This window comes from Klebsiella sp. 141251, from assembly GCF_050600725.1.
Lineage (GTDB): Bacteria > Pseudomonadota > Gammaproteobacteria > Enterobacterales > Enterobacteriaceae > Klebsiella > Klebsiella aerogenes.
This window is the reverse complement of sequence record NZ_JAQIRG010000012.1, coordinates 1-23,502: the sequence shown is the minus strand read 5'-3', so window position 1 is coordinate 23,502 and position 23,502 is coordinate 1. Positions and strand designations below refer to the sequence as shown.

Below are 23,502 nucleotides of genomic sequence, written 5' to 3'. Positions count from 1 at the left end.
ATAGCCCGTTAAATGTGTATTGGGTCACTTTTATTCATCTTTCAGGCGCGCTCCGGCTGCGTTTTTTTTACACTTACCGGCAAAGAAAAGGCGAGGAATTGTGATGGATGTGATGAAAGAGATAGGCAACCGGCTGCTAAACGGCTGGCAGTTATCAAAGCTGTACACCTTTGAAGTCGCGGCTCGCCATGAGTCCTTTGCACTGGCGGCGGAAGAGCTGTCGCTGACGCCGAGCGCCGTTAGCCATCGTATCAACCAGCTGGAAGAAGAGCTGGGTATTCAGCTATTTATACGTTCGCACCGCAAGGTGGAGCTGACCCGCGAGGGGCGGCGGGTATTCTGGGCGTTGAAATCCTCGCTGGATAGCCTTAACCAGGAGATTCTGGATATTAAAAATCAGGAGCTCTCCGGCACGCTGACGGTGTACTCGCGCCCGTCGATCGCGCAGTGCTGGCTGGTACCGGCGCTGGGCGATTTCACTCGCCGCTATCCGTCCATCTCGCTGACTGTGCTCACCGGCAACGATAACGTCAATCTACAGCGGGCGGGTATCGATCTGGCAATCTATTTTGATGACGCGCCGTCAACACAGCTCAGCCATCATTTTCTGATGGATGAAGCGATCGTGCCGGTATGTACGCCGAAATACGCGCAACAGCAGCAGTTAATCCACAATCCAGGCAATCTGCGCTACTGCACGTTACTCCATGACCGCCAGGCATGGAGCAATGATTCCGGCACCGATGAGTGGTTCAGCTGGGCGCAGCAGTTTGCGATTGAATTGCCGCAATCGTCGGGTATCGGCTTCGATCGTTCTGATTTAGCGGTGATTGCGGCGATGAATCACGTCGGAGTAGCGATGGGGCGTAAACGGCTGGTGCAGAAGCGGTTAGAGAGCGGGGAGCTTATCGCGCCGTTCGGCGACATGACGCTGAAGTGTCACCAGCACTACTATGTGACGACCCTGCCGGGCCGTCAGTGGCCGAAAATCGACGCCTTTATCGAATGGCTGCACAGCCTGACATAGGGCAAAAGCCGCTATCCGGGGGATTTCCCTGCTTGCGCTACGCTTAGCAGGGCTACGGTTCTACGGAACCCACCGCCGGGGCCTTCATCAGAACGGTAGCCCGGATAAGGCGTAAGCCGCTATCCGGGGAGCGCCAGCGGCGCTTATACCGGCTGCTGGTGGCTGGTAAAGCGCGAGGCCAGCGGCAGCCAGCACAGCAGAATCAACAGCCCCATTAACATCATTAGCAGGCCGAGGCTGCTTTGCCCCGTTTGCGGCATCATCGCCGACAGCCAGGCCAGCACGCCGGAGCCGATATTCTGCAAGCCGCCAACCAGCGCGCCAGCGGTACCGGCGAGGAACGGAAATGGCTCCATCGCGCCGCTGGTAGCCAGCGGGAACAACATACCCGCGCCGAAGAAGAACAGCGCCGCAGGCACCAGCAGTGTCCAGACGGTCATAACGCCGAACAGCCCAGGCAACCACATCATAACTCCCGCCAGCAGGCAGCAGATAACCGACTGCCACATCAGCGTTGAGAAGCGTTTATTCGGACGGCCAGCGAACCACGCGCCGAAGAACGCCGCCGGGATCGGCAGAATAAACAGAATACTGACCGCCATACTGCTCAGGCCGAGCACCGCGCCCATCAGCACGCCGGAACAGGCTTCGAACACCGCAATTCCGGCCAGCCCGCCCACCAGCATCAGCAGGTAACAGTTAAAGGCGCCGGTACCGAACAGCGTTTTGTAACTGGCCAGTAGTTTCGTCCGCGGCGCGCCTTGTGGCCGCGTTTCCGGCATCCATTTCGCCATGCTGAAGGTCACGCCCGCGCACAGCACCAGTAAGAAGGCGTAGCAGGCGCGCCAGTTCCACAGGGTATCGAGGATGCCGCCGAGCAGCGGCGCAATCAGCGGGCTGACCAGTATCCCCATATTTAACAAACTGTTGGCGTGACGTAGCTGCGCGCCTTCATACAGGTCTCGCGGCAGGGTGCGCGCCATGACGCCGCCGACGCCGGTGCCCATCCCCTGCATGGCGCTGGCGGCGATCAACACCGGCAGGCTATGGGTGGTGATGGCAACCAGCGTCGCCAGCATAAAAATAGACATCCCGACGAGGATCACCGGGCGGCGGCCCACGCGGTCAGAGAGCGGGCCGTAGAACAGCTGCGAAATGCCGTACGTCAGGAGGTAGGCCGCCATTACGCTTTGTACCGCCCCTTCACGGACGTTAAGCGATACCGCCATGTCGGCGATAGCCGGAATATAAATGGTCTGCGCCATCTGGCCAACGGCCACCAGCAGTACCAGCATCAACAACAAATTGAAGTTCTTATGCCGTTTCATGTCGATGAATACTTCGTGAGCAATGAGAAATGAAGAATATGTGACTGACACACCCCTTAAACGATGGAGGAATCTACCACAATAAAATGACAGAACAACTACATAGCACCGATTATTGGGGAAAATTCAGGCAGGTTTTGTAAACAGGATCGGCAACTAATGTTGCCATTTTAATCTATGAGAGACGCAGCAGGATTGCTCCAGCGGCAATACCACAGGCGGCAACGATGCGCAGCGCTACCACTTGTTCCTTCAGGACGATAAATGCGATCAGCGCGCCGAACAGAATGGAGGTTTCACGCAGCGCGGCGACCACCGCCAGCGGCGCCTGAGTCATCGCCCATAGCGCCAGGCCGTAGGATCCCATGGTGCCGACGCCGCCGAGGATGCCCTTTTTCCAGTGCTGGCGTAAATAACGGCTGGCTTCGCGCCGCCGTGCCGCCATCGCCCAGCACAGCAGGCAGCAACCGTTCATAAAAAAGGTCCACAGGGTATAGCCGAGCGCCGAACCCGCCAGCCGAACCCCGGTGCCATCCACCAGCGTATAGCCCGCGATAAAACAGGCGTTGATCAGCGCCAGCATGATGCCTTTGCGGGAACTGACGCGGCCGTTGAAGGCCATTGCCAGAATCGCCAGACAGATGACGCCAATACCCAACCAGGCCAGCGGCGATAAGCGATCGCCGAGAAATATCACGCTGATAGCCGCGACCAGCAGCGGCGCGGTGCCGCGCATTAGCGGATAGGTCTGGCTCATATCCGACACCTGATAGGTCTTCGCCACCAGTACTGTATACACCACCTGTAATACACATGACGCCACCAGATAGGGGGCGCTGGCCAGCGTCGGCTGTGGCGCGAAGGGGAGCATCACCAGGGCGATCAGCGAGGCCGACCCGCTGACGCTTATCGCCGCGTACATTTTATCGCCGCTGGCTTTGACGATAGCGTTCCAGCTGGCGTGCAGCAGTGCGGCGAACAGCAAAATGCAGAATACGGTGATGGTCATCGCAGGCAAATTCAGCAGTTAAGGTCAGCGGACTGTAACACGCGCCCGCTGCGCCAACCAGCCGCGCTTACAGCGAGCAGAACAGGCGATGCGTAACCCGAGGCTCATCGTATACCGGGCGGAAACCAAAGCGTTCATAAAAGGGCCAGGCCTGCGCCGGGGCATGGGTATTAAGGAAATCGAACCAGGCGCCGGAATGCGTGATGACCGAGACCAGCAGCTGCTGGCCAATTCCCTGGCGGCGATGGCTATCGCGAATATAGAGATGGCGAATGCGCCCGGCCCGCGGCTGCTGGCTGAAGGGGTCGACGTTCAGACCGCAGACCCCAACTAACTGGCCACGGACGAACGCGCCCAGCAGCTTTTCACCAGGGGCGTTAAAGCGGTTTTTGCCGCTTTGCCAGTTTTCCGCCAGCCGACGCAGCATATTGAAGTGCTGTTCAAGGCTTTCGGCGCGCAGCGCGACGAACCCCGGATCATCCGGCGTCGTTGCGGCAATTAATAGCGGTGGCATGGTTCCTCCATCAAGTCATCCCGGAACGCCCGCAGGGCGCCTGCAGGGGGGCGGTTGCCCACCCCCCTCAGGTGCGACTTGAACCTGAATCAGCGGAACTGTTTCAGGACTGCATCAAGTAGTTGCAACACAGCAACCATGAGTTTCAGGATTAAAATAATAATATCCATTCCGCCCATACGCGCGTCTCCTGTGGTTAAGGAGCACAATAAGCTGACGTACCTTTCCGCTGCCTGTTGCCAGCTTATCCCTGTTCTCACAGGGGTTGCGCAGTGATGGCCGCACGGGCCGGACACGACGCATTGTTGACGTAACACAGTGTGCTCTCTCGGGGTTAAGGCACTGACGGCACCACCCGTTTCAGCCAGGACTTCGTTGCGCCGGTCAAACTTGCGGCCCCCGAATGGCACAAAGTGAACACATCCAGTATAGATAAATACTGTATGTATGAACAGTATTTTTTGGACAAATTCGCATCCGCCATCCATACTCTATGACAGAGAAATTTCGACCTTAAATTGCGCGAATTGCAGCGATCGCGTATACTTTTGTCGTTGACGTAATACAGTGTGCTTGCGGCTACCACCCGTAAAAATGCTGATAAAAACCTCGCTCCTGCGGGGTTTTTTGTTTTCTGCCGCTGATGTCGCGAATTGTGATCTTTCGCGCAAATTCTCGTGGATGAAAATAAATCCATTGTGAAAACGCAAAACCTGTGTTTGTATAAATTCAGCTTATTTTTTGACACAACAGGTCCCTAATGAACGCTGCCATGATGATTTCGACCCTACTAAAAACCGCGCCTGCCGCGGTGGTCGTCGTGTCTGTGGTGGTCGTCGTCGGCAATGCGCCGTAGGGTCCGGAACAACACGAATTCCAAACCCCGCCGGCGCAAACCGAGCGGGGTTTTTTGTTGGCGAGCCCCCCGGTAAAGTCGGCCCAGAATAAAAGGACTGGAGCATGGCAAGTTCGGGCACCACATCAAACACAATGCGCTTTACCGGCGCGCAGCTGGTTGTTCATTTACTGGAACGCCAGGGTATCACTATGGTCAGCGGCATTCCGGGCGGCTCCATCCTGCCCATCTACGATGCCTTGAGCCAAAGCACGCAGATCCGCCACATTCTGGCGCGCCACGAGCAGGGGGCGGGTTTTATCGCTCAGGGGATGGCGCGTACCGAAGGTAAACCCGCGGTCTGCATGGCCTGTAGCGGCCCGGGCGCCACCAACCTGATTACCGCCATCGCCGATGCCCGCCTCGATTCTATTCCGCTGGTCTGCATCACCGGCCAGGTTCCGGCCTCAATGATTGGCACCGATGCCTTCCAGGAAGTCGATACCTACGGCATTTCTATCCCCATCACCAAGCATAACTACCTGGTGCGCGACATCGCCGAGCTGCCGCAGGTGATGAGCGACGCCTTCCGTATTGCCCAGTCCGGGCGCCCCGGGCCGGTGTGGATAGATATTCCTAAGGACGTACAGTCGGCGACGATTGAACTGGAAACGCTGCCGGAGCCAGGCGAGCGCGCCCCGGCCCCGGCATTCGCGCCTGAAAGCGTGCGTGAAGCGGCGGCAATGATCAACGCGGCGAAACGCCCGGTACTGTATCTGGGCGGCGGCGTGATTAACGCGCCGCAGCCGATTCGGGAACTGGCGGAAAAAGCCAACCTGCCGACCACCATGACCTTAATGGCGCTGGGTATGCTGCCGAAGGCACATCCGTTGTCGCTGGGCATGCTGGGGATGCACGGCGCGCGCAGCACTAACTTTATTCTGCAAGAGGCTGATTTACTGATTGTTTTAGGTGCGCGTTTTGATGACCGGGCGATTGGCAAGACCGAGCAGTTCTGCCCGAACGCGAAGATTATTCACGTCGATATCGACCGCTCGGAGCTGGGCAAAATTAAGCAACCGCACGTAGCGATTCAGGGCGATGTGGCGGAGGTCTTAGCCCAGCTTATTCCGCAGATTGAAGCGCAGCCGCGTGATGAGTGGCGCCAGCTGGTGGCTGATTTACAAAGAGAATTCCCCTGCGCCATCCCGCAGGAAAGCGACCCGCTCTCCCATTACGGCCTGATTAACGCCGTGGCCGCCTGCGTTGATGATGAGGCGATCATCACCACCGACGTTGGCCAGCATCAGATGTGGACGGCGCAGGCCTATCCGCTCAACCGTCCGCGCCAGTGGCTGACTTCCGGCGGTCTCGGTACCATGGGCTTCGGCCTGCCGGCGGCCATCGGCGCGGCGCTGGCCAATCCACAGCGTAAGGTTATTTGCTTTTCTGGCGACGGCAGCCTGATGATGAATATTCAGGAGATGGCCACCGCTGCCGAAAATCAGCTGGATGTAAAAATCATCCTGATGAACAACGAAGCGCTGGGGCTGGTGCATCAGCAGCAGAGCCTGTTCTATCAACAGGGCGTCTTCGCCGCGACCTATCCGGGGATGATTAACTTTATGCAGATCGCCGCCGGTTTTGGTCTGCAAACCTGTGATTTAAATAACGAAGCAGATCCGCAGGCGGCGCTGCAGGCGATTATCGACCGTCCGGGTCCGGCGTTGATCCACGTGCGTATCGACGCGCAGCAGAAAGTGTATCCGATGGTACCGCCGGGTGCGGCCAATACTGAGATGGTGGGGGAATAAGCCATGCAAAAGCAACACGATAACGTCATTCTGGAACTCACCGTCCGCAACCACCCTGGCGTCATGACCCACGTCTGCGGGCTATTTGCCCGCCGCGCGTTTAACGTTGAAGGCATTCTCTGCTTGCCGATCCAGGGCAGCGAGCACAGCCGCATCTGGCTGCTGGTAAATGATGACCAGCGGCTGGGGCAGATGATTAGCCAGATTGAAAAGCTGGAAGATGTCACCAACGTGGCGCGTAACCAGTCCGATCCCACCATGTTTAACAAAATTGCGGTGTTCTTCGAATAACGCTCAAGGCTTGAACAGCTACGCGCTTACCGCTAAGGTAAGCGCCTTTGCCGGATGGCGCTGCGCTTATCCGGCCTACAGGGAGTGAATCCGTAGGCCGGATAAGGCGTTTACGCCGCCATCCGGCGCTTTCAAGCACCAGGAAACACCATGACTACCATCGCCCTTATTGACGATCATTTGATTGTTCGCTCCGGTTTTGCTCAGCTGCTGGGGCTGGAAGCTGATTTTCAGGTTGTCGCTGAATTCGGCTGTGGACGGGAGGCGCTGGCGGGGCTACCGGGGCGCGGTGTACAGGTCTGTATCTGCGATATCTCAATGCCGGATATTTCCGGACTGGAGCTGCTAAGCCAATTGCCGAAGGGGATGGCGACCATCATGCTGTCGGTGCACGATAGCCCGGCGCTGATCGAGCAGGCGCTGAACGCCGGCGCGCGCGGCTTCCTGTCGAAACGCTGCAGTCCGGATGAACTTATCGCCGCGGTCCGCACGGTGGCGGCGGGCGGTTGCTATCTCACGCCGGATATCGCCATGAAGCTGGCTGCAGGGCGCCAGGATCCGCTCACCAAACGTGAACGCCAGGTGGCGGAAAAGCTGGCGCAGGGCATGGCGGTGAAAGAGATCGCCGCCGAGCTCGGCTTGTCGCCGAAAACCGTTCACGTTCACCGCGCCAACCTGCTGGAAAAACTGGGCGTCAGTAACGACGTTGAGCTGGCGCGCCGCATGTTCGATAGCTGGCAATGAAGGCCGTCGTCTCACGATTGCTGTCGGTGATCGGCTGCGCCTTTATCTTCTCAGCCGCCTGGTTCTGCCTGTGGAGCATCAGTCTGCATCTGGTGGAACGCGCGGACCTGGCGGTGCTGCTGTTTCCCTTTGGCCTGCGTTTAGGGCTGATGCTGCAGTGCCCGCGTGGCTACTGGCCGGTGCTGCTGGGAGCCGAGTGGCTGCTTATCTTCTGGCTGGCGCAGGAAGTGGCGCTGGCGCACCCTATAATATTGATGACCGGAAGTCTGCTGACCCTGCTGCCGGTAGCGTTGATTTCACGCTATCGCCATCAGCGCGACTGGCTGACATTATTGCGCCAGGGCGGGGCGCTGATCGCCGCCTCGCTGCTGCAATCGCTGCCGTGGTTGGCACAAGGGAGCGAAGGATTGACCGCGCTGTTGTTGACGCTGACCGGCGGCCTGACGCTGGCGCCGACGTGCCTGGTTATCTGGCACTATCTTACCAGCACCGTCTGGCGGCCGCTGGGACCGTCGCTGGTGTCGCAGCCGGTTAACTGGCGCGGCCGGCATCTGATCTGGTACCTGCTGCTCTTTACCGTCAGCCTGTGGCTACAGCTCGGGTTGCCCGCCGAACTCTCCCGCTTTACCCCTTTTTGTCTGGCGCTGCCGATTATCGCTCTCGCCTGGCACTACGGCTGGCAGGGGGCGCTGATCGCCACCCTGATGAACGCCATCGCGCTGATCGCCAGCCAGACCTGGCACGATCACCCGGTTGATTTATTGCTTTCCCTGCTGGCCCAGAGCCTGACCGGACTGCTGCTGGGGGCGGGGATCCAGCGATTGCGCGAGCTTAACCTGTCGCTACAGAACGAGCTGGCACGTAATCGGCGGCTGGCGGAACGCCTGCTGGAAACGGAAGAGAGCGTGCGGCGCGACGTGGCGCGCGAGCTCCACGATGATATTGGTCAGACTATCACAGCAATTCGCACCCAGGCGGGGATCGTGCAGCGTCTGGCGCCACACAACGGTAGCGTACGGCAGAGCGGTCAGTTGATAGAACAACTGTCGCTGGGGGTTTACGACTCCGTGCGAAGACTGCTTGGTCGTCTGCGTCCGCGCCAGCTTGACGATCTGCCGCTTGAACAGGCGATACGTTCGTTGATGCGCGAAATGGAACTGGAAGACCGCGGTATCGTCAGCCATCTCGAATGGCGGATTAACGAGGCGGGGCTGAGCGAAAACCAGCGCGTGACGCTGTTTCGCGTTTGCCAGGAGGGACTGAATAATATCGTCAAGCACGCCAGCGCCAGCGCCGTCACCCTCCAGGGCTGGCAGCAGGATGGGCGATTGATGTTGGTGCTGGAGGATGACGGCTGCGGCCTGCCGCCGGGGTCGAATCTGCAGGGGTTCGGCCTGACCGGCATGCGTGAACGCGTGACCGCGCTGGGCGGTACGTTAACTATCTCCTGCACACACGGTACCCGCGTGTGCGTCAATCTACCGCTGCGTTACGCCTGAAAGGAGCGCCGATGTTTGCCTTTTTAAAAGCGCCGCCGGACGCCGCGCCAATTAGCGATAAACGCGAGCTGGACGAGCGTTATCGTTACTGGCGTCGACATATTCTGCTCACTATCTGGCTTGGTTACGCGCTATTTTATTTCACCCGCAAAAGCTTTAATGCCGCAGTACCTGAAATTCTTGCCAGCAATGTGCTGACCCGCAGCGATATCGGCCTGCTGGCCACGCTGTTTTACATCACTTACGGACTGTCGAAATTTTTCTCCGGTATCGTCAGCGACCGCTCCGACGCCCGCTATTTTATGGGGCTGGGACTCATCGCCACCGGGGTGGTGAATATTCTGTTCGGTTTTTCCACCTCGCTGTGGGCTTTCGCGCTGCTATGGGCGCTGAATGCCTTCTTCCAGGGCTGGGGCTCGCCGGTGTGCGCCCGGCTGCTGACGGCCTGGTATTCGCGGACCGAACGCGGCGGCTGGTGGGCGCTGTGGAATACCGCGCATAACGTCGGCGGCGCGCTGATCCCGATGGTCGTGGGGGCGGCGGCGCTGCACTACGGCTGGCGTGCGGGGATGACGATTGCCGGTTGTCTGGCGATCCTCGCCGGACTGTATCTGTGCTGGCGGCTGCGCGATCGCCCGCAGGCGGTGGGGTTACCCGCCGTAGGCGACTGGCGTCACGATGCGCTGGAAATCGCCCAGCAGCAGGAAGGCGCAGGGCTGACGCGCAAAGAGATCCTGACCCGCTACGTACTGGCCAATCCCTATATCTGGCTGTTATCGCTGTGCTATGTGCTGGTGTACGTGGTGCGGGCGGCGATTAACGACTGGGGCAATCTGTATATGTCGGAGACGCTCGGCGTCGATCTGGTGACCGCTAACTCGGCGGTGACCATGTTTGAGCTGGGCGGTTTTATCGGCGCGCTGGTGGCGGGGTGGGGCTCGGATAAGCTGTTTAACGGCAATCGCGGGCCGATGAACCTGATTTTCGCCGCCGGAATTTTGCTGTCGGTTGGCGGGTTGTGGCTGATGCCGTTTGCCAGCTACGTCATGCAGGCGGCCTGCTTCTTCACCACCGGGTTCTTCGTTTTCGGCCCGCAGATGCTGATCGGCATGGCGGCGGCGGAATGTTCGCATAAAGAAGCCGCCGGGGCGGCGACCGGGTTTGTCGGCCTGTTCGCTTATCTTGGCGCCTCGCTTTCCGGCTGGCCGCTGGCGCAGGTGATGGATATCTGGCACTGGACCGGATTCTTCGTGGTGATTGCGATTGCCGCCGGCATTTCCGCGCTGCTGCTGCTGCCGTTTTTAAACGCGCAGGCGCCGCGTACCGCCAGCGAAGCGTGATGTAGCTCACCCTTTCGCCGCGAACGGGGCAAAACTAAGAAATTTTCCCGGTTTCACCTGGACGCCGTCTCAGGCCAGACGGCGCGCTGGTTTTTACAATGCCTGGTTATTACGCAGGCATAAAAAATCAGCTCAGGAGATACCCATGCTGGCCTTTCTGAATCAGGTGCGCAAGCCGACCCTGGATCTGCCGCTCGACGTGCGGCGCAAAATGTGGTTCAAACCTTTCATGCAGTCCTACCTGGTGGTCTTCATCGGCTACCTGACCATGTATCTGATCCGCAAGAACTTTAACATCGCTCAGAACGACATGATCTCCACCTACGGGTTGAGCATGACGCAACTGGGGATGATTGGCCTGGGCTTTTCCATTACCTACGGCGTGGGCAAGACGCTGGTCTCTTATTATGCCGACGGTAAAAACACCAAGCAGTTCCTGCCGTTTATGCTGATCCTCTCCGCTATCTGTATGCTGGGCTTTAGCGCCAGCATGGGGGCGGGCTCAACCAGCCTGTTCCTGATGATCGCCTTCTATGCGCTGAGCGGTTTCTTCCAGAGCACCGGCGGCTCGTGCAGCTATTCCACCATCACCAAGTGGACGCCCAGACGCAAACGCGGCACCTTCCTCGGCTTCTGGAATATCTCCCACAACCTCGGCGGCGCGGGCGCGGCGGGCGTGGCGCTGTTTGGCGCCAACTATCTGTTCGACGGCCATGTGATAGGCATGTTTATCTTCCCGTCGATTATTGCGCTGATCGTTGGCTTTATTGGCCTGCGCTACGGTAGCGACTCTCCGGAATCCTACGGCCTCGGCACGGCGGAAGAGCTGTTTGGCGAAGCGATCAGCGAAGAGGACAAAGAGACTGAAGAAAATGCGATGACCAAGTGGCAGATCTTTGTTGAGTACGTGCTGAAAAACAAAGTGATCTGGCTGCTGTGTTTCTCCAACATCTTCCTCTACGTGGTGCGTATCGGTATCGATCAGTGGTCCACCGTGTATGCCTTCCAGGAGCTGAAGCTGTCTAAAGAGGTGGCGATTCAGGGCTTTACCCTATTTGAAGTCGGCGCGCTGGTTGGCACGCTACTGTGGGGCTGGTTGTCGGACTTGGCCAACGGCCGCCGCGCGCTGGTAGCCTGCGTCGCGCTGGCGCTGATTATCGCCACCCTCGGGGTTTACCAACATGCCAGCAACCAGTACGTCTATCTGGCCTCGTTGTTTGCGCTGGGCTTCCTGGTGTTTGGTCCGCAACTGTTGATCGGCGTCGCCGCCGTCGGCTTTGTGCCGAAAAAAGCGATCGGCGCCGCCGATGGAATCAAGGGCACCTTCGCCTATCTGATCGGCGATAGCTTCGCCAAACTGGGGCTCGGGATGATCGCCGACGGCACGCCGGTCTTCGGCCTGACCGGCTGGGCCGGCACCTTTGCGGCGCTGGACGCCGCCGCCATCGGCTGTATCTGCCTGATGGCCATCGTGGCTATCTTCGAAGAGCGTAAAATTCGCCGCGAGAAAAAGAATCGAGTTTTGCAGACTGCCTGATTCACCAGGTATTTGGTAACCTTGCCCGGCCATTGCGCCGGGCTTTTTTATAGGGTTTTCTGGGCGGCAAACGCATTAAATTAGTCGGCGATTTTTTCATATTCTTCTAACGATGACGCGGTAGATTTTTTAAGCATCGCCTCCGGCCATTCGACTTTGCGCCCGTAAATACCCACGTTAGGATTGACGGTCATATCTAACATCTCGTCTTTGAAATCCATATAGTGGTTAACCCAAGCCCAGAGTTTATAGTTATTAAAACATTCAGACTCAATAATAGTTTTTTCTGAAATAAGCGTAAATGTGTCGGCAATGTTTTCATTTTGATAAACATGGCAGCAAATACACGACCTTTGCTGATAAAAATCATAATAGCCTTTTATAGAATCCCAAGAGAATTCTTTGTATTCTGGCCGGGTCCGTTTATAGAATGGAAAGCGGGTTCTGGCTTTATAGTTGCGGTTCGGTCTTTGGAGTAGCACAAAAAAAACGTATTCGCAAATATAAACCTTTCCTGTTTTTCGATTAAAACGAATTGGGTAATGTCGTGGCGAAAAGAAGCAGTAATTTACTGCAAATGAGGAGAAATAAGCTATGGGCAATATAATAATGACGCCAAAGTGGATAGTGAGTGTTAGCAGGAGTTCACTTTTCTCTTGCCAAAAAAAAGCCGCGTAACTTTTGAAATCGAAAATCATATAGTATAAAAACATAATGATTCCCAAACATGATAAAATAACCAAAGGTAATAGCATAATGATATAGAGAATGTTCATCCCATAAAATGAAGAGTGATTGCGAGTGATTTCACAATAGTCATCATTAACATAGGATAATTTCCCCGCATGCGTTAACTTATTTGTATCGCCTGGAGTCTCTGCGATAAGGTTTTTAAGTTCCGTATCGGTAATTTGCTTTGCTAAATAATGGTTCTGGATCGGGAGCATATGCATTCCTTTGCCTATTGACTATGATACCGTTTCGGTGATTTTTTCATATTCATCTAATGATGACGCCGTAGATTTCTTAAGCATCACCTCAGGCCATTCGACTTTGCGCCCGTAAATACCCACGTTAGGATTGACGGTCATATCTAATATCTCGTCTTTGAAATCCATATAGCTACTGATCCACAGCCATAGTTTATAGTTATTCAACAGCATTGTTTCTGTTCCCATATCACCCGTAGTGAGTGTAAAGGAGTCAACGATGCTGTTGTTTTCATATACATGACAGTTAAGTCGCGCGTTATTATTCGAAAACTGACAAATTCCTTTAATATCGCTCCAGGCAAATTCTTTGTATTCAGGTTTTGTCTTTTTATAGAAAGGATGGTGGAAGAAAAATGTATAGGGCTGAGTATGAAATAAATCATGGAGAATATACTCATAAACATAAACTTTCCCAGTTTTGCGATTAAAACGGATTGGATAATGCCTGGGGGAGAAAACCGAGTAATTTACCAGTGCTGCTAAAGGAAAGGCCAGTGCGAATAATACTAATATTGTAAAATGTAAAATCAGTGTCACTTGTTGTTTGTTTGGGTCGGCCCAGAATGAGTCAATATACCATTCAAAATCAAAAGCTGCTTCATATAAAAACGCAATGACCCCAAGAAATATCAACATAACCATTGGTAAGAACAATGCAATGCACAGAATATTCATGCCATAAAATGATGTGTAGTTACGAGTTATTTCGCAATAATCATCATTTACACAGGAGAGTTTACCCGCGTGCGTGAGTTTATCTGTATTACTTCTCGTCTCGGCATTGAGTCTGGCAAGGCCATCGTCATCTATATGTTTTGCTAAATAGGTGTGTTGCATAATATGCATTCCGTTGCTTGATAAGGGTAGTGAATCCATAAAAGGATAACATGCTTAATTATTACAGTGCAAAAATAGCAATTCATAGATTAAGCTAATTACATTAATGCGAATATTTGTTTTTAATATATTGTTTCTTTATGTCAGTATGATTGATTAATTCGTTAAAACTATAAAGTAACGCGATAAGTCACATTATGGTTCGTCCGACAGTCGACAGCAGGCAAATTCCCATTATGATAGTGAGGCTGCGATTGGATGAGAGGATGCATGATCTGGATAGGACTGGCCACCCTGATAGTGGTATTTGTTGTGGGATTTCGGGTGCTTACCTCTGATTCACGCCGCGCGATTCGTCGCCTGAGCGAACGCCTTGGCATTACGCCTGTTCCGTTGGAATCGATGATCGATCAGCTGGGAAAAACCGCCGGTAATGAGTATTTGCGTTACCTGGAGCGGCCGAATGAAGCACATCTGCAGAATGCCGCGCAGGTGCTGCTCATCTGGCAGGTGGCGATTGTCGACGCCAGCGAAAAAAACCTGCATTACTGGTATCGCCTGATGCAAAAAGCGCGATTAGCGGCGCCGATTACCGACGCGCAGATCCGCCTGGCGCAAGGTTTTCTGCGCGAGCTGGACCCGGATGTGAGCGATTTACATAACCTACAGCAGCGCTATAACGACCTGTTTCTCCCGGAAGACGGCGTGCACTGGCTGCACTGATCTCATTGTTATCCGGCCTGTGGTTCATCGCTTTTGTGTGCCGGATGGCGGCTGCGCCTTATCCGGCCTACGGTTTACGCACTCGTCACTTGTAGGCCGGATAAGCGTAAGCGCCATCCGGCAGAATGACGAGGCCTGTATTCTCAGGCTACGCTTTTGTATTACGTTATGAAAAGCGAGAAGAGTTGCGAAAACGTTAAGTACGTCACATACAAAATGTTACACTGCGCAGCTTTCCGCCACTTTCTTCGCAGGTCCTCATGAGTCATTCAAATGAAACCAAACCCCATGCACGCGATCTCGCGCGGCCAAACTGGTCGGCGGTCTTCGCGGTTGCTTTCTGCGTCGCCTGCCTGATTACCGTCGAGTTTTTGCCGGTCAGCCTGTTAACGCCGATGGCGCTGGATTTAGGCATCTCCGAAGGGATGGCCGGGCAGTCGGTAACGACGACGGCATTCGTCGCGATGTTTTCCAGTCTGTTTATCACCGCGGTTATCGGCAAAACCGATCGCCGCTACGTGGTTATCCTGTTTTCGCTGCTGCTGACCCTATCCTGCCTGCTGGTATCGTTTGCCGATAGTTTCACCCTGCTGCTGCTGGGACGCGCCTGTCTGGGCCTGGCGCTCGGCGGTTTCTGGGCGATGTCGGCATCACTGACCATGCGTCTGGTGCCGATGCGCGTGGTGCCGAAAGCGCTATCGATTATTTTCGGCGCGGTATCAATCGCGCTGGTGATCGCCGCCCCGTTGGGCAGTTTCCTTGGCGGGCTTATCGGCTGGCGCAACGTCTTTAACGGCGCGGCGGTGATGGGCGTGCTGTGTACGCTCTGGGTGCTAAAAGCGCTGCCGTCGCTGCCGGGTGAATCGGCGGCTCAGCAGCAAAATATGTTTGGTCTGCTGAAGCGTCCGGGGGTGATGGCCGGGATGTGCGCCATTTTCATGGCCTTTGCCGGACAGTTCGCCTTCTTTACCTATATTCGCCCGGTTTACATGACCCTCGCCGGTTTTGACGTCGACGGCCTGACGCTGGTGCTGCTGAGCTTTGGTATCGCCAGCTTTATCGGCACCTCGCTCTCCTCGGTAGTGCTGAAGCGCTCGGTCAAAGCGGCGCTGGCGATTTCGCCGCTGGTGCTGACAGCCTGCGCGGCGGCGCTGGTACTGTGGGGAGAAAGCAAAATCGTCGCCTCGACGGTGGCGATTATCTGGGGCTTCGCGTTTGCGCTGATCCCGGTGGGGTGGTCAACGTGGATCACCCGTTCGCTCTCCGATCAGGCGGAAAAAGCCGGGTCGATTCAGGTGGCGGTGATCCAGCTTGCCAACACCTGCGGCGCCGCGGTCGGCGGTGTTGCGCTCGACCACTTAGGGCTGCTGTCGCCGCTGGTGTTGTCAGGAATATTAATGCTGTTTACCGGCCTGCTGGTGACGACCAAAGTGAAGGTGAATTAACCCGCTTACGGCCGTTCGCCTTTTGCCAGCCGGGCGTTGATGTCGGCAATCACTTCCGGCAGATCCGCCAGGGTATCAACCACATAGTGAGCCCCGGCGGCATACAGTTTGCCTGCCGCCCGCTCGCGACGGGTGGCGATTTCCTCTTTCGACATCGCCTGGTACTCCTCCCAGGTAGCGCCGAATTCGTTACCGGACACCGCCAGGCCGACGCTCCACATTCCGGCATGTAACCCTTCGCTGATGCCCGGTGCGGCGTCGTCGACCTTCACGCAGTGGGCCACATCGTCTATGCCCAGGGTAATCACGTTCTGCAGCGCCATCCACGGGCCCGGACGACCGCCGACGGCAAGATCATCGGTGGCGACCCAGTGGTCCGGGGCGTAGCCCTGGGCGGCGGCGGCCGGTACCAGCTTTTCCATCACCGGGCGCGGATAACCCGAGCAGGAGCCAATCTTCAGACCCTCGGCGCGCAGCGCGGCGAGGGTGTCGACAACGCCGGCAATCGGTGCGGAAAAATCGACAACCTTAGCGATTTGTAGCGGCATAAACGCGGCATAGATCGCATCGATATCGGCGGCAGTCATCGCGCGGCCAAATTTGGCCTGCCAGCGGCTATCGACAGCAGGGAGTTTGCCCAGCGCCTCAATGTGCTGCCACTTGCCAAGCCCCATTGGCACGCGGGCCTCTTCAAGGGTGATCTCAATATCGAAGGCCTGGCGGAAGGCCTCGACGAAAATTTGCGTCGGGGCGAAAGAGCCGAAGTCTACGGTGGTGCCTGCCCAGTCAAGGATCAGTGCGCTAATACGGTTCATGGCGGTTCCTTATTGTTTCCAGTACATGGCGTTGTCGATAGCCGCCAGCAGGGCGGTGATATCGGCGTCGTAGACTTCGCCAATGTTGCCGATGCGGAAGCAGTCGCTTTGCGATACTTTGCCCGGATAGATAACGAAGCCCTGATCTTTCAGCTTCTGGTAGAAGGTGTGAAAGCGGTACTGCGGCGCATCCGGTGAATAAAAGGCGGTAATAATCGGCGAGTGCAGGCTATCGTCGAGCAGCGGCCGGAAGCCGAGTACGCGCATTCCGGCGACCAGCCGGCGCTGGTTGTTGCGGTAACGCCGATGGCGGGCGCTGACACCGCCTTCCTGCGCTAGCTCTTTCAGCGCCTGGGCGAAGGCCAGCACGGTATGCGTCGGCGAGGTGAAGCGCCACTTACCATGATTATCTTCCATGCAGCGCCACTGGGCGTACAGATCCAGAGACAGCGAGCGTGAACGGCCTTTGCAGGCGGCCAGCTCCGCTTCGCGGGCAATCACGAAGGCAAAGCCCGGCACGCCCTGAATGCATTTGTTGGCGGAGCTTATCAGGTAATCAATATTCAGCGCGGCGATATCCAACGGAATGCCGCCAAAGCTGCTCATCGCATCGACGATATAGCGTTTATCGTACCGTTTCGCCAGTTCGGCCACTTCTTCGATCGGATTCAGCATGCCGGTGGTGGTTTCGCTATGTACCATCGCGATATGGGTGATCGCCGGGTCGTTCTGCAGGATCTGTTCGATCGCCGCCGCATCAGGGCGGGAGACTTCGCCGCAGTCGTAAGGGTGGCAGGCGATACCCATCAGTTGTGCCATCTCAATCATACGCGCGCCATAGGCGCCATTGCTGACGATCAGCACTTTCCCCTGTTCGCCTATGACGCTGCCGAGTACCGCTTCGACCGCGTAGCTGCCGCTACCCTGCAGCAGCACCGCTGTATAACCGTCGGCCGGGGTAGCCAACTGCACCAGCTGCTGGCGAATGGTCTGTACCACGCCGAGATTGTAATCATCATCCCAGGTACAGCTATCGAACAACATCGCCTCTTTCACCGTACGGGAGGTGGTTAACGGGCCGGGGGTCAGCAGCAGGTAGTTCCGTGAAGTCATTTGTCTCACCATTTGGTCTATACCAGATTTATATTTATCATGGAGACAAAGCCGGGGTAGGGTCAAAGGAAATGTGGCGCTGCAACAAAAAATTCATCTGGCTATGTATAATGAGCGCACGAAAAGTGGCAGTGAGTAAACATGAAATCACCCTCTGGCGAGATGCCGCAATACCTGATGATTAAGGCGCAGCTGCAGGCGCGTATTCAAAACGGCGCGTTGAAAAGCGGCGATAAGCTGCCTTCCGAGCGCGAACTGTGCGCGCTGTTCAACACGACCCGGATTACGGTACGCGAGAGCCTGGCGCAACTGGAGGCCAGCGGCGTGATTTACCGCGCCGACCGCCGCGGCTGGTTCGTGACGCCGGAGCGTCTGTGGTTGGATCCGACGCAAAATACCAACTTCCACAAGCTGTGTCTCGAGCAGGGGCGCGAACCGAAAACGGTGCTGCTTGAAGGACGCTTAACCGCCGTGCCGTTGGACGTGATGGCCCCGCTGGCGCTGCAGCCCTTCGATCAGGTTTACCTGCTGACGCGTCTGCGCTATGCCGACGGCCGGCCGGTGTGCTACTGCGAAAACCACTGCCTGCCCGCGCGGGTGCCTGAGCTGCTGCGCCACGATCTCAACGGCAGTCTGACCGAGATTTATCAAACTCAGTACGACCTGATCTATACCAGTATGCATTTGTCGTTTTATCCCACCTCAATGCCGCCGCAGGCCGCAGAGGCGTTGGGGGTGATGGAAGGGCGCCCGGCGCTGCTGTTGCGCCGGCTGAATTACGATCAGCACGGGCGTATTCTCGATTACGATATTGAATACTGGCGGCATGACAGCCTGCGGATTGAAGTCGATACCCATTGATTTTATTGGTTAAATTTTTTGATCTCCCCGGGGCGCTAGCGCGTGCCGGGGCTATGCACTTCCCCTCGTTTTAACTCTTTCGACACACTTCTTTCATCGTTTTGTCATAAACCCCCGGTAGCGTGAAGGCAAATCTGGTCTACACCAGAATAATTGACTATCCGATGAGGCTTATACGATGAAACTCCCCCGACTTGCTCTGCTGTCCCTGTTCGCGCTGACCAGCTCTCCGGTTTGGGCAGACGGCGTCGTCACGGTTTACTCCGCCGACGGCCTGCATGACGGCGATAACAGCTGGTATCAGAGCCAGTTCGCCGCCTTCACCAAAGCGACGGGCATCAAAGTGCAGTATGTGGAAGGCGGATCCGGCGCGATCGTTGAACGTCTGGCGAAGGAGCGTACCAATCCACAGGCTGATGTGCTGGTCACGGTGCCGCCGTTTATCCAGCGCGCCGCGAAAGAGCAATTGCTGGCAACCTTTACCCCGCAAGGTAGCGCGCAGATCCCCGGCGCTAACGACCGCTACGCGCCGCTGGTGAACAACTATCTGACCTTTATCTATAACAGCCAGTTGCTGAAAAGCGCGCCGGCCAGCTGGCAGGATCTGCTGGATAGCCGCTACAAGAACAAGTTGCAGTACTCCACGCCGGGGCAGGCGGGCGACGGTACCGCGGTGATGCTGCAGGCGTTCCACAGCCTCGGCGGTAAAGACGCCGGTTTTGCGTATCTGGGTAAGCTACAGGCCAATAATGTTGGCCCATCGGCCTCGACCGGCAAGCTGACGGCGCTGGTCAACAAAGGCGAGCTGTACGTCGCCAATGGCGATCTGCAGATGAACCTGTCGCAGATGGCGCGTAACCCGAACGTTAAAATTTTCTGGCCGGCGGATGACAAAGGCGAGCGCAGCGCGCTGGCGCTGCCCTACACCATCGGGCTGGTGCAGAACGGGCCGAACAGCGAAAACGGCAAGAAGCTGATCAATTTCCTGCTGGATAAACCGGCGCAATCCAGCGTCAGCGCGCGCTCCTGGGGCCTACCGGTACGCAGCGACGTGGCGCCGGATGACGCTAATTTTAAGGCGGCGAAAGCGGCGCTCGACGGCGTGAAGAGCTGGGAGCCGAACTGGGATGATGTCGCGGTATCGCTGTCGGCTGACATTGCCCGCTGGCACCAAGTGACCGATAGCGAGTAAGCCTGATGTTGATGAAAACCACCGTCACTTCTTCCCCGTCGCTGGCGGGGACTTCCGGGATCACCCTGGACTCGCTGCGCGTTTCATACCACGGCAACGTGGTCTTAAAACCGCTGTCATTGACCATTGAACCCGGTGAGGTGCTGGCGCTGATAGGCCCTTCCGGTTCCGGGAAAACCACGGTGCTGCGGGCGATCGCCGGTTTTGTGCAACCGGCTGGCGGTCGGATTGTGATCGGCGATACTGACGTCACCCAGCTGCCGCCGTATCAACGCGGGCTGGCGATGGTGGTGCAGAACTACGCGCTGTTTCCGCATATGAAGGTAGAAGATAACGTCGCCTTCGGCCTGCGGGCGCAAAAGCAGCCCAGGGCGCTTATCGCCGAGCGGGTGGCTGAAGCCTTAAAAATCGTCGGTATGGCGGATTACGCCACCCGCTACCCGCATCAGCTTTCCGGCGGCCAGCAGCAGCGCGTCGCGATAGCCCGCGCGATTGCCGTGCGTCCTCGGGTACTGTTGCTTGATGAACCGCTGTCGGCGCTGGATGCGCAAATTCGTCATAACATGGTGGAAGAGATTGCCCGTCTGCATCGCGAACTGCCGGAACTGACCATTCTCTACGTCACCCACGATCAGACCGAAGCGCTGACCCTGGCGGATAAAATCGGCATCATGAAAGACGGTTCGCTGATTGCCCACGGTGAAACGCACGAGCTGTACCACTATCCGCCGAACCGCTTTAGCGCCGAATTCCTCGGCCGCGCCAATATCCTGCAGGCGACGGCGCTGAAGGACAGCACCGAGCCGGGGCTGGTTAGCGTGAGCTGCGGCGGCGGCCTGATTAACGCCTTCAGCCGGGGCGGCCTGCATGGCAACAACAAGCTGTTATGCATTCGCCCGCAGCACATGAGCCTGGCGCCGCGTTCAGCGATGAGTAATCGTCTCAACGCCACCCTGACCTCGATACACTGGCAGGGCGATCTGACGCATCTGCTGTGCGACGTCGCCGGCGAAGCGGTGCGGATTGTGATGACCCACGTGAACCCACTGCCGCGCGCGGGGGACAAGCTGGCGCTCTACTTCGAACCTGGCGATGCGGTTCTGATCGAGGTGCAATAATGGCGCAAACCCTAACGCTCGCGCGTCCGGCGCGAAACCTACGCCCTTACCTGTGGCTGGCATTGCCGCTGCTGGTGCTGGCGACGCTGTTTTTCTATCCGCTACTGCTGATCGCCGAACAGGCGTTACGCGACGCCAGCGGCAACCTGAGCCTCGAGACCTTCAGGCAGGTGATTGACTCAAAACGCTTTATTGGCGCGCTGCTCAATACCTTACAGATTGCGGTGTTCGCTACCCTTGGCTGCCTGGTACTCGGCAGCGTGCTGGCGCTGATTCTGGTGTTTATTCCGTTCCCCGGCAGCCAACTGGTGAGCCGGGTCATTGATACGTTTATCGCGCTGCCGACCTTCCTGATTACCCTCGCATTCACCTTTATTTACGGCTCGGCGGGGCTGCTCAACGGCACCCTGATGGCGTTGTTTGCTTTTGAGCTGCCGCCGGTAGACTTTCTCTATTCGATTAACGGCGTGATTCTGGCGGAGATTACCGTCTTTACGCCGCTGGTGATGCGCCCGCTGATGGCGGGACTGCGGCAGATAGATAAGAGCCAGCTGGAAGCGGCGAGTATTCTCGGCGCCCATCCGCTACGGGTGATTACCCAGGTTATCTTCCCGGCGGCGCTACCGGCGCTGATGGCGGGCGGCAGCCTGTGCCTGCTGTTGACCACTAACGAGTTCGGTATCGTGCTGTTTATTGGCGCCAAAGGAGTTAATACCCTGCCGATGATGGTCTACAGCAAGGCGATTCTGGAGTCGGATTACAGCGTGGCCTGCATGATTGCGCTGATTAATATTCTGCTGTCGCTGGGGCTGTTTATGCTCTATCGGCTGGCGGCGGCGCGCACTGGCGTAAGGAGTTAACGATGTTGATTTGGTCGCGTAAAGGCCGCGCGGCGGCGGGCGCGCTGGCGGTGACGCTATTTGCCGGCGTTTTCCTGCTGCCGCTGGCGGTGATTTTACTCTCCAGCCTGAGTAAACAATGGAACGGCCTGCTGCCCACCGGCTTTACCTTTGCCCACTTTGTTAACGCCTTTCGCGGCGCGGCGTGGGATTCGCTGTTTTCGAGCCTGATGGTGGGCTTCTGCGCCAGCCTGTTGGCGCTGCTGTGTGGGATGTGGGCGGCGCTGGCGCTGCGCCAGTATGGCGCGACGCTACAGAAATATCTTGGCCTGGCGTTTTATCTGCCCAGCGCCATCCCCTCGGTTTCCGTCGGGCTGGGCATTCTGGTGGCGTTCAGCCAGGGGCCGCTGCAGATGAACGGCACCTTCTTTATCGTTCTGGCGGCGCACTTCGTGCTGATCTCCGCCTTTACCTTCAGCAACGTAACGACCGGGCTGGCGCGGATTTCCGCCGATATTGAAAACGTCGCCTCAAGCCTGGGCGCTTCGCCGTGGTATCGCCTGCGCCATGTGACGCTGCCGCTGATGACGCCGTGGATGATTTCAGCGCTGGCGCTGAGCCTATCGCTGTCGATGGGGGAGTTGGGGGCGACGGTGATGATTTATCCGCCGGGTTGGACGACGCTGCCGGTGACCATTTTCAGCCTCACCGATCGCGGTAATATCGCCGATGGCTCGGCGCTGACCATTGTGCTGGTGGGCGTCACGCTGCTGTTGATGATGAAGCTTGAGCGCATCGCCCGCCGATTAAGCCAGAGATAATTTGTACCCGGAGCTGTAGCCCGGCTCAGCGTAGCGCCAGCCGGGAATCGGATTGCCTCAGCGCTGTAGCCCCGGTAAGCGGCAGCGCCACCGGGGATTTTGAGGCCGCCAACAGCGGCAGTTTCAGCCAGCATGGTGAATAAATTAAAGGCAGGCCGCACGGACCGTAGGCCGGATAAGGCATTTATGCCGCTATCCGGCATAAATGCGGACACAGGTTATTGCCTCAGAACCATGCCTCAAACATGCCGCCGATGTTTAACGAATCCAGCCGCTCGTCGCTGGTGTCGTTGACCTTCGCGGTGTGCTCGTTATCCACCTGGCCGCCGGTAACATAGAAGCGCAGCATCGGGCGGAACTCGGGCCCCATGTCGATGGCGATGTTCTGCGACAGCGTCAGCTTCCAGCCGTGGTTATCCCCGCCCTGGTCGTAGTCAACGCGCTGGTAGCCCGCTTCCAGCCACGTCGAGTGAACGTCGTTCCAGAAGTACATTGGCCGGACGATCGCGCCGTAGTTTTTACGGTTATCGGTATTGTCCTTGCCGTTGTCGTAATCGTGGAAGGCCAGCAGATACTCGATCTGCGCCTGCTGGGTGAACTTATGGCTGCCCTCGAAGCTGGCGTAGACCGTGGTCAGGTCATCGGTCTTGTTGTAGACGCTGTTATCCGAGTTGTCGGAGTAGCGCAGAATAACTTTGTTCACCCCGCTGTCATTGCTATGGCTCAGTACCAGCCCGCCCTGCCAGGCATCGAGGCGCGCGTCGCTGTCCACCGCTTTTGAGTCAAAGCCGTAGTTGGCATATACCTC

General features: G+C 57.0%; 24 protein-coding genes and 1 pseudogene. 15 read left to right on the top strand and 10 right to left on the bottom strand.

All coding sequences use genetic code 11. From position 1 onward, the window contains the following. The first annotated feature begins 103 nt into the window (after window positions 1-103). Window positions 104-1,027: a DNA-binding transcriptional regulator DsdC gene (dsdC, locus tag PGR09_RS22055; RefSeq protein ID WP_289577819.1), complete on the top strand. Its 924-nt coding sequence runs from the start codon at window positions 104-106 to the stop codon at window positions 1,025-1,027. A gap of 143 nt (window positions 1,028-1,170) precedes the next feature. Here dsdC and emrD read toward each other — a convergent pair whose 3' ends face one another. The 5 genes and pseudogenes from emrD to PGR09_RS22030 all read right to left on the bottom strand — a co-directional run bounded on the left by emrD (window position 1,171) and on the right by PGR09_RS22030 (window position 4,626). Further along, complete coding sequence (gene emrD / locus PGR09_RS22050) at window positions 1,171-2,355, bottom strand: multidrug efflux MFS transporter EmrD (protein ID WP_047044642.1); 1,185 nt, start codon at window positions 2,353-2,355, stop codon at window positions 1,171-1,173. Between the two features lie 175 nt (window positions 2,356-2,530). Further along, window positions 2,531-3,364: a DMT family transporter gene (locus PGR09_RS22045; protein WP_063416238.1), complete on the bottom strand. Its 834-nt coding sequence runs from the start codon at window positions 3,362-3,364 to the stop codon at window positions 2,531-2,533. 67 nt (window positions 3,365-3,431) lie between these two features. Next, window positions 3,432-3,878, bottom strand: a complete 447-nt coding sequence (locus PGR09_RS22040) for a GNAT family N-acetyltransferase (protein WP_045397801.1) — start codon at window positions 3,876-3,878, stop codon at window positions 3,432-3,434. 89 nt (window positions 3,879-3,967) lie between these two features. After that, window positions 3,968-4,087, bottom strand: coding sequence for a type I toxin-antitoxin system toxin TisB (tisB, locus tag PGR09_RS22035; RefSeq protein ID WP_004145059.1), 120 nt, complete (start codon window positions 4,085-4,087; stop codon window positions 3,968-3,970). A gap of 370 nt (window positions 4,088-4,457) precedes the next feature. Beyond that, window positions 4,458-4,626 (bottom strand): annotated as a pseudogene (locus PGR09_RS22030) (hypothetical protein). Window positions 4,627-4,638: 12 nt separating this feature from the next. On the opposite strand from PGR09_RS22030, the gene ivbL reads away from it, so the two are divergent. The 7 genes from ivbL to uhpT all read left to right on the top strand — a co-directional run bounded on the left by ivbL (window position 4,639) and on the right by uhpT (window position 11,938). Beyond that, a complete protein-coding gene (gene ivbL, locus PGR09_RS22025; protein ID WP_316422746.1) occupies window positions 4,639-4,734 on the top strand; it encodes an ilvB operon leader peptide IvbL in 96 nt (31 codons plus the stop codon). Window positions 4,735-4,838: 104 nt separating this feature from the next. After that, entirely contained in the window at window positions 4,839-6,527 is a 1,689-nt protein-coding gene (gene ilvB, locus PGR09_RS22020) for an acetolactate synthase large subunit (protein ID WP_047044651.1), read from the top strand. 3 nt (window positions 6,528-6,530) lie between these two features. Further along, a complete protein-coding gene (gene ilvN, locus PGR09_RS22015; protein ID WP_016162014.1) occupies window positions 6,531-6,818 on the top strand; it encodes an acetolactate synthase small subunit in 288 nt (95 codons plus the stop codon). A gap of 150 nt (window positions 6,819-6,968) precedes the next feature. Then, the gene (gene uhpA, locus PGR09_RS22010; protein WP_015369064.1) at window positions 6,969-7,562 is read left to right on the top strand and encodes a transcriptional regulator UhpA; all 594 of its coding nucleotides are present in this window, start codon (window positions 6,969-6,971) and stop codon (window positions 7,560-7,562) included. Between the two features lie 17 nt (window positions 7,563-7,579). Beyond that, window positions 7,580-9,061, top strand: a complete 1,482-nt coding sequence (gene uhpB, locus PGR09_RS22005; RefSeq protein WP_161801903.1) for a signal transduction histidine-protein kinase/phosphatase UhpB — start codon at window positions 7,580-7,582, stop codon at window positions 9,059-9,061. 11 nt (window positions 9,062-9,072) lie between these two features. Beyond that, window positions 9,073-10,401: an MFS transporter gene (locus tag PGR09_RS22000; protein WP_045397811.1), complete on the top strand. Its 1,329-nt coding sequence runs from the start codon at window positions 9,073-9,075 to the stop codon at window positions 10,399-10,401. A 145-nt stretch (window positions 10,402-10,546) separates the two neighbouring features. Continuing rightward, a complete protein-coding gene (uhpT, locus tag PGR09_RS21995) occupies window positions 10,547-11,938 on the top strand; it encodes a hexose-6-phosphate:phosphate antiporter (RefSeq protein WP_015369067.1) in 1,392 nt (463 codons plus the stop codon). A gap of 80 nt (window positions 11,939-12,018) precedes the next feature. Here the strand turns inward: uhpT and PGR09_RS21990 are convergent, their stop codons facing one another. Together PGR09_RS21990 and PGR09_RS21985 are read right to left on the bottom strand one after the other, a co-directional pair. Then, window positions 12,019-12,885: a DUF6708 domain-containing protein gene (locus tag PGR09_RS21990; protein ID WP_430916520.1), complete on the bottom strand. Its 867-nt coding sequence runs from the start codon at window positions 12,883-12,885 to the stop codon at window positions 12,019-12,021. A 21-nt stretch (window positions 12,886-12,906) separates the two neighbouring features. Beyond that, entirely contained in the window at window positions 12,907-13,767 is an 861-nt protein-coding gene (locus tag PGR09_RS21985; RefSeq protein WP_430916519.1) for a DUF6708 domain-containing protein, read from the bottom strand. 270 nt (window positions 13,768-14,037) lie between these two features. Here PGR09_RS21985 and PGR09_RS21980 point away from each other — a divergent pair, with 270 nt between their 5' ends. Together PGR09_RS21980 and nepI are read left to right on the top strand one after the other, a co-directional pair. Further along, window positions 14,038-14,490: a DUF1198 domain-containing protein gene (locus tag PGR09_RS21980; RefSeq protein WP_047078176.1), complete on the top strand. Its 453-nt coding sequence runs from the start codon at window positions 14,038-14,040 to the stop codon at window positions 14,488-14,490. A gap of 260 nt (window positions 14,491-14,750) precedes the next feature. Next, window positions 14,751-15,935 carry a purine ribonucleoside efflux pump NepI gene (nepI, locus tag PGR09_RS21975; RefSeq protein WP_275516789.1) on the top strand — a complete coding sequence of 395 codons (1,185 nt, stop codon included), beginning with the start codon at window positions 14,751-14,753 and terminating at the stop codon, window positions 15,933-15,935. A 5-nt stretch (window positions 15,936-15,940) separates the two neighbouring features. Here the strand turns inward: nepI and phnX are convergent, their stop codons facing one another. Both phnX and phnW read right to left on the bottom strand, forming a co-directional pair. Continuing rightward, a complete protein-coding gene (gene phnX, locus PGR09_RS21970; protein WP_025713848.1) occupies window positions 15,941-16,750 on the bottom strand; it encodes a phosphonoacetaldehyde hydrolase in 810 nt (269 codons plus the stop codon). A 9-nt stretch (window positions 16,751-16,759) separates the two neighbouring features. After that, entirely contained in the window at window positions 16,760-17,863 is a 1,104-nt protein-coding gene (phnW, locus tag PGR09_RS21965) for a 2-aminoethylphosphonate--pyruvate transaminase (RefSeq protein WP_430916518.1), read from the bottom strand. A gap of 141 nt (window positions 17,864-18,004) precedes the next feature. Here phnW and phnR point away from each other — a divergent pair, with 141 nt between their 5' ends. From phnR to phnV, 5 genes are all read left to right on the top strand, one after another. Then, window positions 18,005-18,724 (top strand): phosphonate utilization transcriptional regulator PhnR, encoded by a 720-nt coding sequence (phnR, locus tag PGR09_RS21960; protein ID WP_015369072.1) that lies wholly within the window; start codon window positions 18,005-18,007, stop codon window positions 18,722-18,724. A gap of 178 nt (window positions 18,725-18,902) precedes the next feature. Continuing rightward, complete coding sequence (gene phnS / locus PGR09_RS21955; RefSeq protein WP_430916517.1) at window positions 18,903-19,916, top strand: 2-aminoethylphosphonate ABC transporter substrate-binding protein; 1,014 nt, start codon at window positions 18,903-18,905, stop codon at window positions 19,914-19,916. Between the two features lie 5 nt (window positions 19,917-19,921). After that, a complete protein-coding gene (phnT, locus tag PGR09_RS21950; protein ID WP_430916516.1) occupies window positions 19,922-21,034 on the top strand; it encodes a 2-aminoethylphosphonate ABC transport system ATP-binding subunit PhnT in 1,113 nt (370 codons plus the stop codon). Then, window positions 21,034-21,894: a 2-aminoethylphosphonate ABC transporter permease subunit gene (gene phnU / locus PGR09_RS21945; protein WP_213293130.1), complete on the top strand. Its 861-nt coding sequence runs from the start codon at window positions 21,034-21,036 to the stop codon at window positions 21,892-21,894. Before phnT ends, phnU begins: the two co-directional genes overlap by 1 nt. Window positions 21,895-21,896: 2 nt before the next feature. Then, a complete protein-coding gene (gene phnV, locus PGR09_RS21940; protein ID WP_004145044.1) occupies window positions 21,897-22,694 on the top strand; it encodes a 2-aminoethylphosphonate ABC transport system, membrane component PhnV in 798 nt (265 codons plus the stop codon). A 226-nt stretch (window positions 22,695-22,920) separates the two neighbouring features. Here the strand turns inward: phnV and PGR09_RS21935 are convergent. Then, a partial coding sequence (locus PGR09_RS21935) for a carbohydrate porin (RefSeq protein WP_430916515.1) occupies window positions 22,921-23,502 on the bottom strand: 582 nt, incomplete at its 5' end.

Excerpts from the sequence above, each read along its gene's own strand:
- phnS (WP_430916517.1), top strand. The coding sequence starts at position 18,903 with ATGAAACTCCCCCGACTTGCTCTGCTGTCCCTGTTCGCGCTGACCAGC.
- PGR09_RS22045 (WP_063416238.1), bottom strand. The coding sequence starts at position 3,364 with ATGACCATCACCGTATTCTGCATTTTGCTGTTCGCCGCACTGCTGCAC.
- phnV (WP_004145044.1), top strand. The coding sequence starts at position 21,897 with ATGTTGATTTGGTCGCGTAAAGGCCGCGCGGCGGCGGGCGCGCTGGCG.
- emrD (WP_047044642.1), bottom strand. The coding sequence starts at position 2,355 with ATGAAACGGCATAAGAACTTCAATTTGTTGTTGATGCTGGTACTGCTG.
- ivbL (WP_316422746.1), top strand. The coding sequence starts at position 4,639 with ATGAACGCTGCCATGATGATTTCGACCCTACTAAAAACCGCGCCTGCC.
- phnW (WP_430916518.1), bottom strand. The coding sequence starts at position 17,863 with ATGACTTCACGGAACTACCTGCTGCTGACCCCCGGCCCGTTAACCACC.
- uhpA (WP_015369064.1), top strand. The coding sequence starts at position 6,969 with ATGACTACCATCGCCCTTATTGACGATCATTTGATTGTTCGCTCCGGT.
- phnR (WP_015369072.1), top strand. The coding sequence starts at position 18,005 with ATGAAATCACCCTCTGGCGAGATGCCGCAATACCTGATGATTAAGGCG.
- phnX (WP_025713848.1), bottom strand. The coding sequence starts at position 16,750 with ATGAACCGTATTAGCGCACTGATCCTTGACTGGGCAGGCACCACCGTA.
- nepI (WP_275516789.1), top strand. The coding sequence starts at position 14,751 with ATGAGTCATTCAAATGAAACCAAACCCCATGCACGCGATCTCGCGCGG.
- phnU (WP_213293130.1), top strand. The coding sequence starts at position 21,034 with ATGGCGCAAACCCTAACGCTCGCGCGTCCGGCGCGAAACCTACGCCCT.
- PGR09_RS22040 (WP_045397801.1), bottom strand. The coding sequence starts at position 3,878 with ATGCCACCGCTATTAATTGCCGCAACGACGCCGGATGATCCGGGGTTC.
- PGR09_RS21990 (WP_430916520.1), bottom strand. The coding sequence starts at position 12,885 with ATGCTCCCGATCCAGAACCATTATTTAGCAAAGCAAATTACCGATACG.
- dsdC (WP_289577819.1), top strand. The coding sequence starts at position 104 with ATGGATGTGATGAAAGAGATAGGCAACCGGCTGCTAAACGGCTGGCAG.
- ilvN (WP_016162014.1), top strand. The coding sequence starts at position 6,531 with ATGCAAAAGCAACACGATAACGTCATTCTGGAACTCACCGTCCGCAAC.
- phnT (WP_430916516.1), top strand. The coding sequence starts at position 19,922 with ATGTTGATGAAAACCACCGTCACTTCTTCCCCGTCGCTGGCGGGGACT.
- PGR09_RS21985 (WP_430916519.1), bottom strand. The coding sequence starts at position 13,767 with ATGCAACACACCTATTTAGCAAAACATATAGATGACGATGGCCTTGCC.
- PGR09_RS22000 (WP_045397811.1), top strand. The coding sequence starts at position 9,073 with ATGTTTGCCTTTTTAAAAGCGCCGCCGGACGCCGCGCCAATTAGCGAT.
- ilvB (WP_047044651.1), top strand. The coding sequence starts at position 4,839 with ATGGCAAGTTCGGGCACCACATCAAACACAATGCGCTTTACCGGCGCG.
- PGR09_RS21980 (WP_047078176.1), top strand. The coding sequence starts at position 14,038 with ATGATCTGGATAGGACTGGCCACCCTGATAGTGGTATTTGTTGTGGGA.
- uhpT (WP_015369067.1), top strand. The coding sequence starts at position 10,547 with ATGCTGGCCTTTCTGAATCAGGTGCGCAAGCCGACCCTGGATCTGCCG.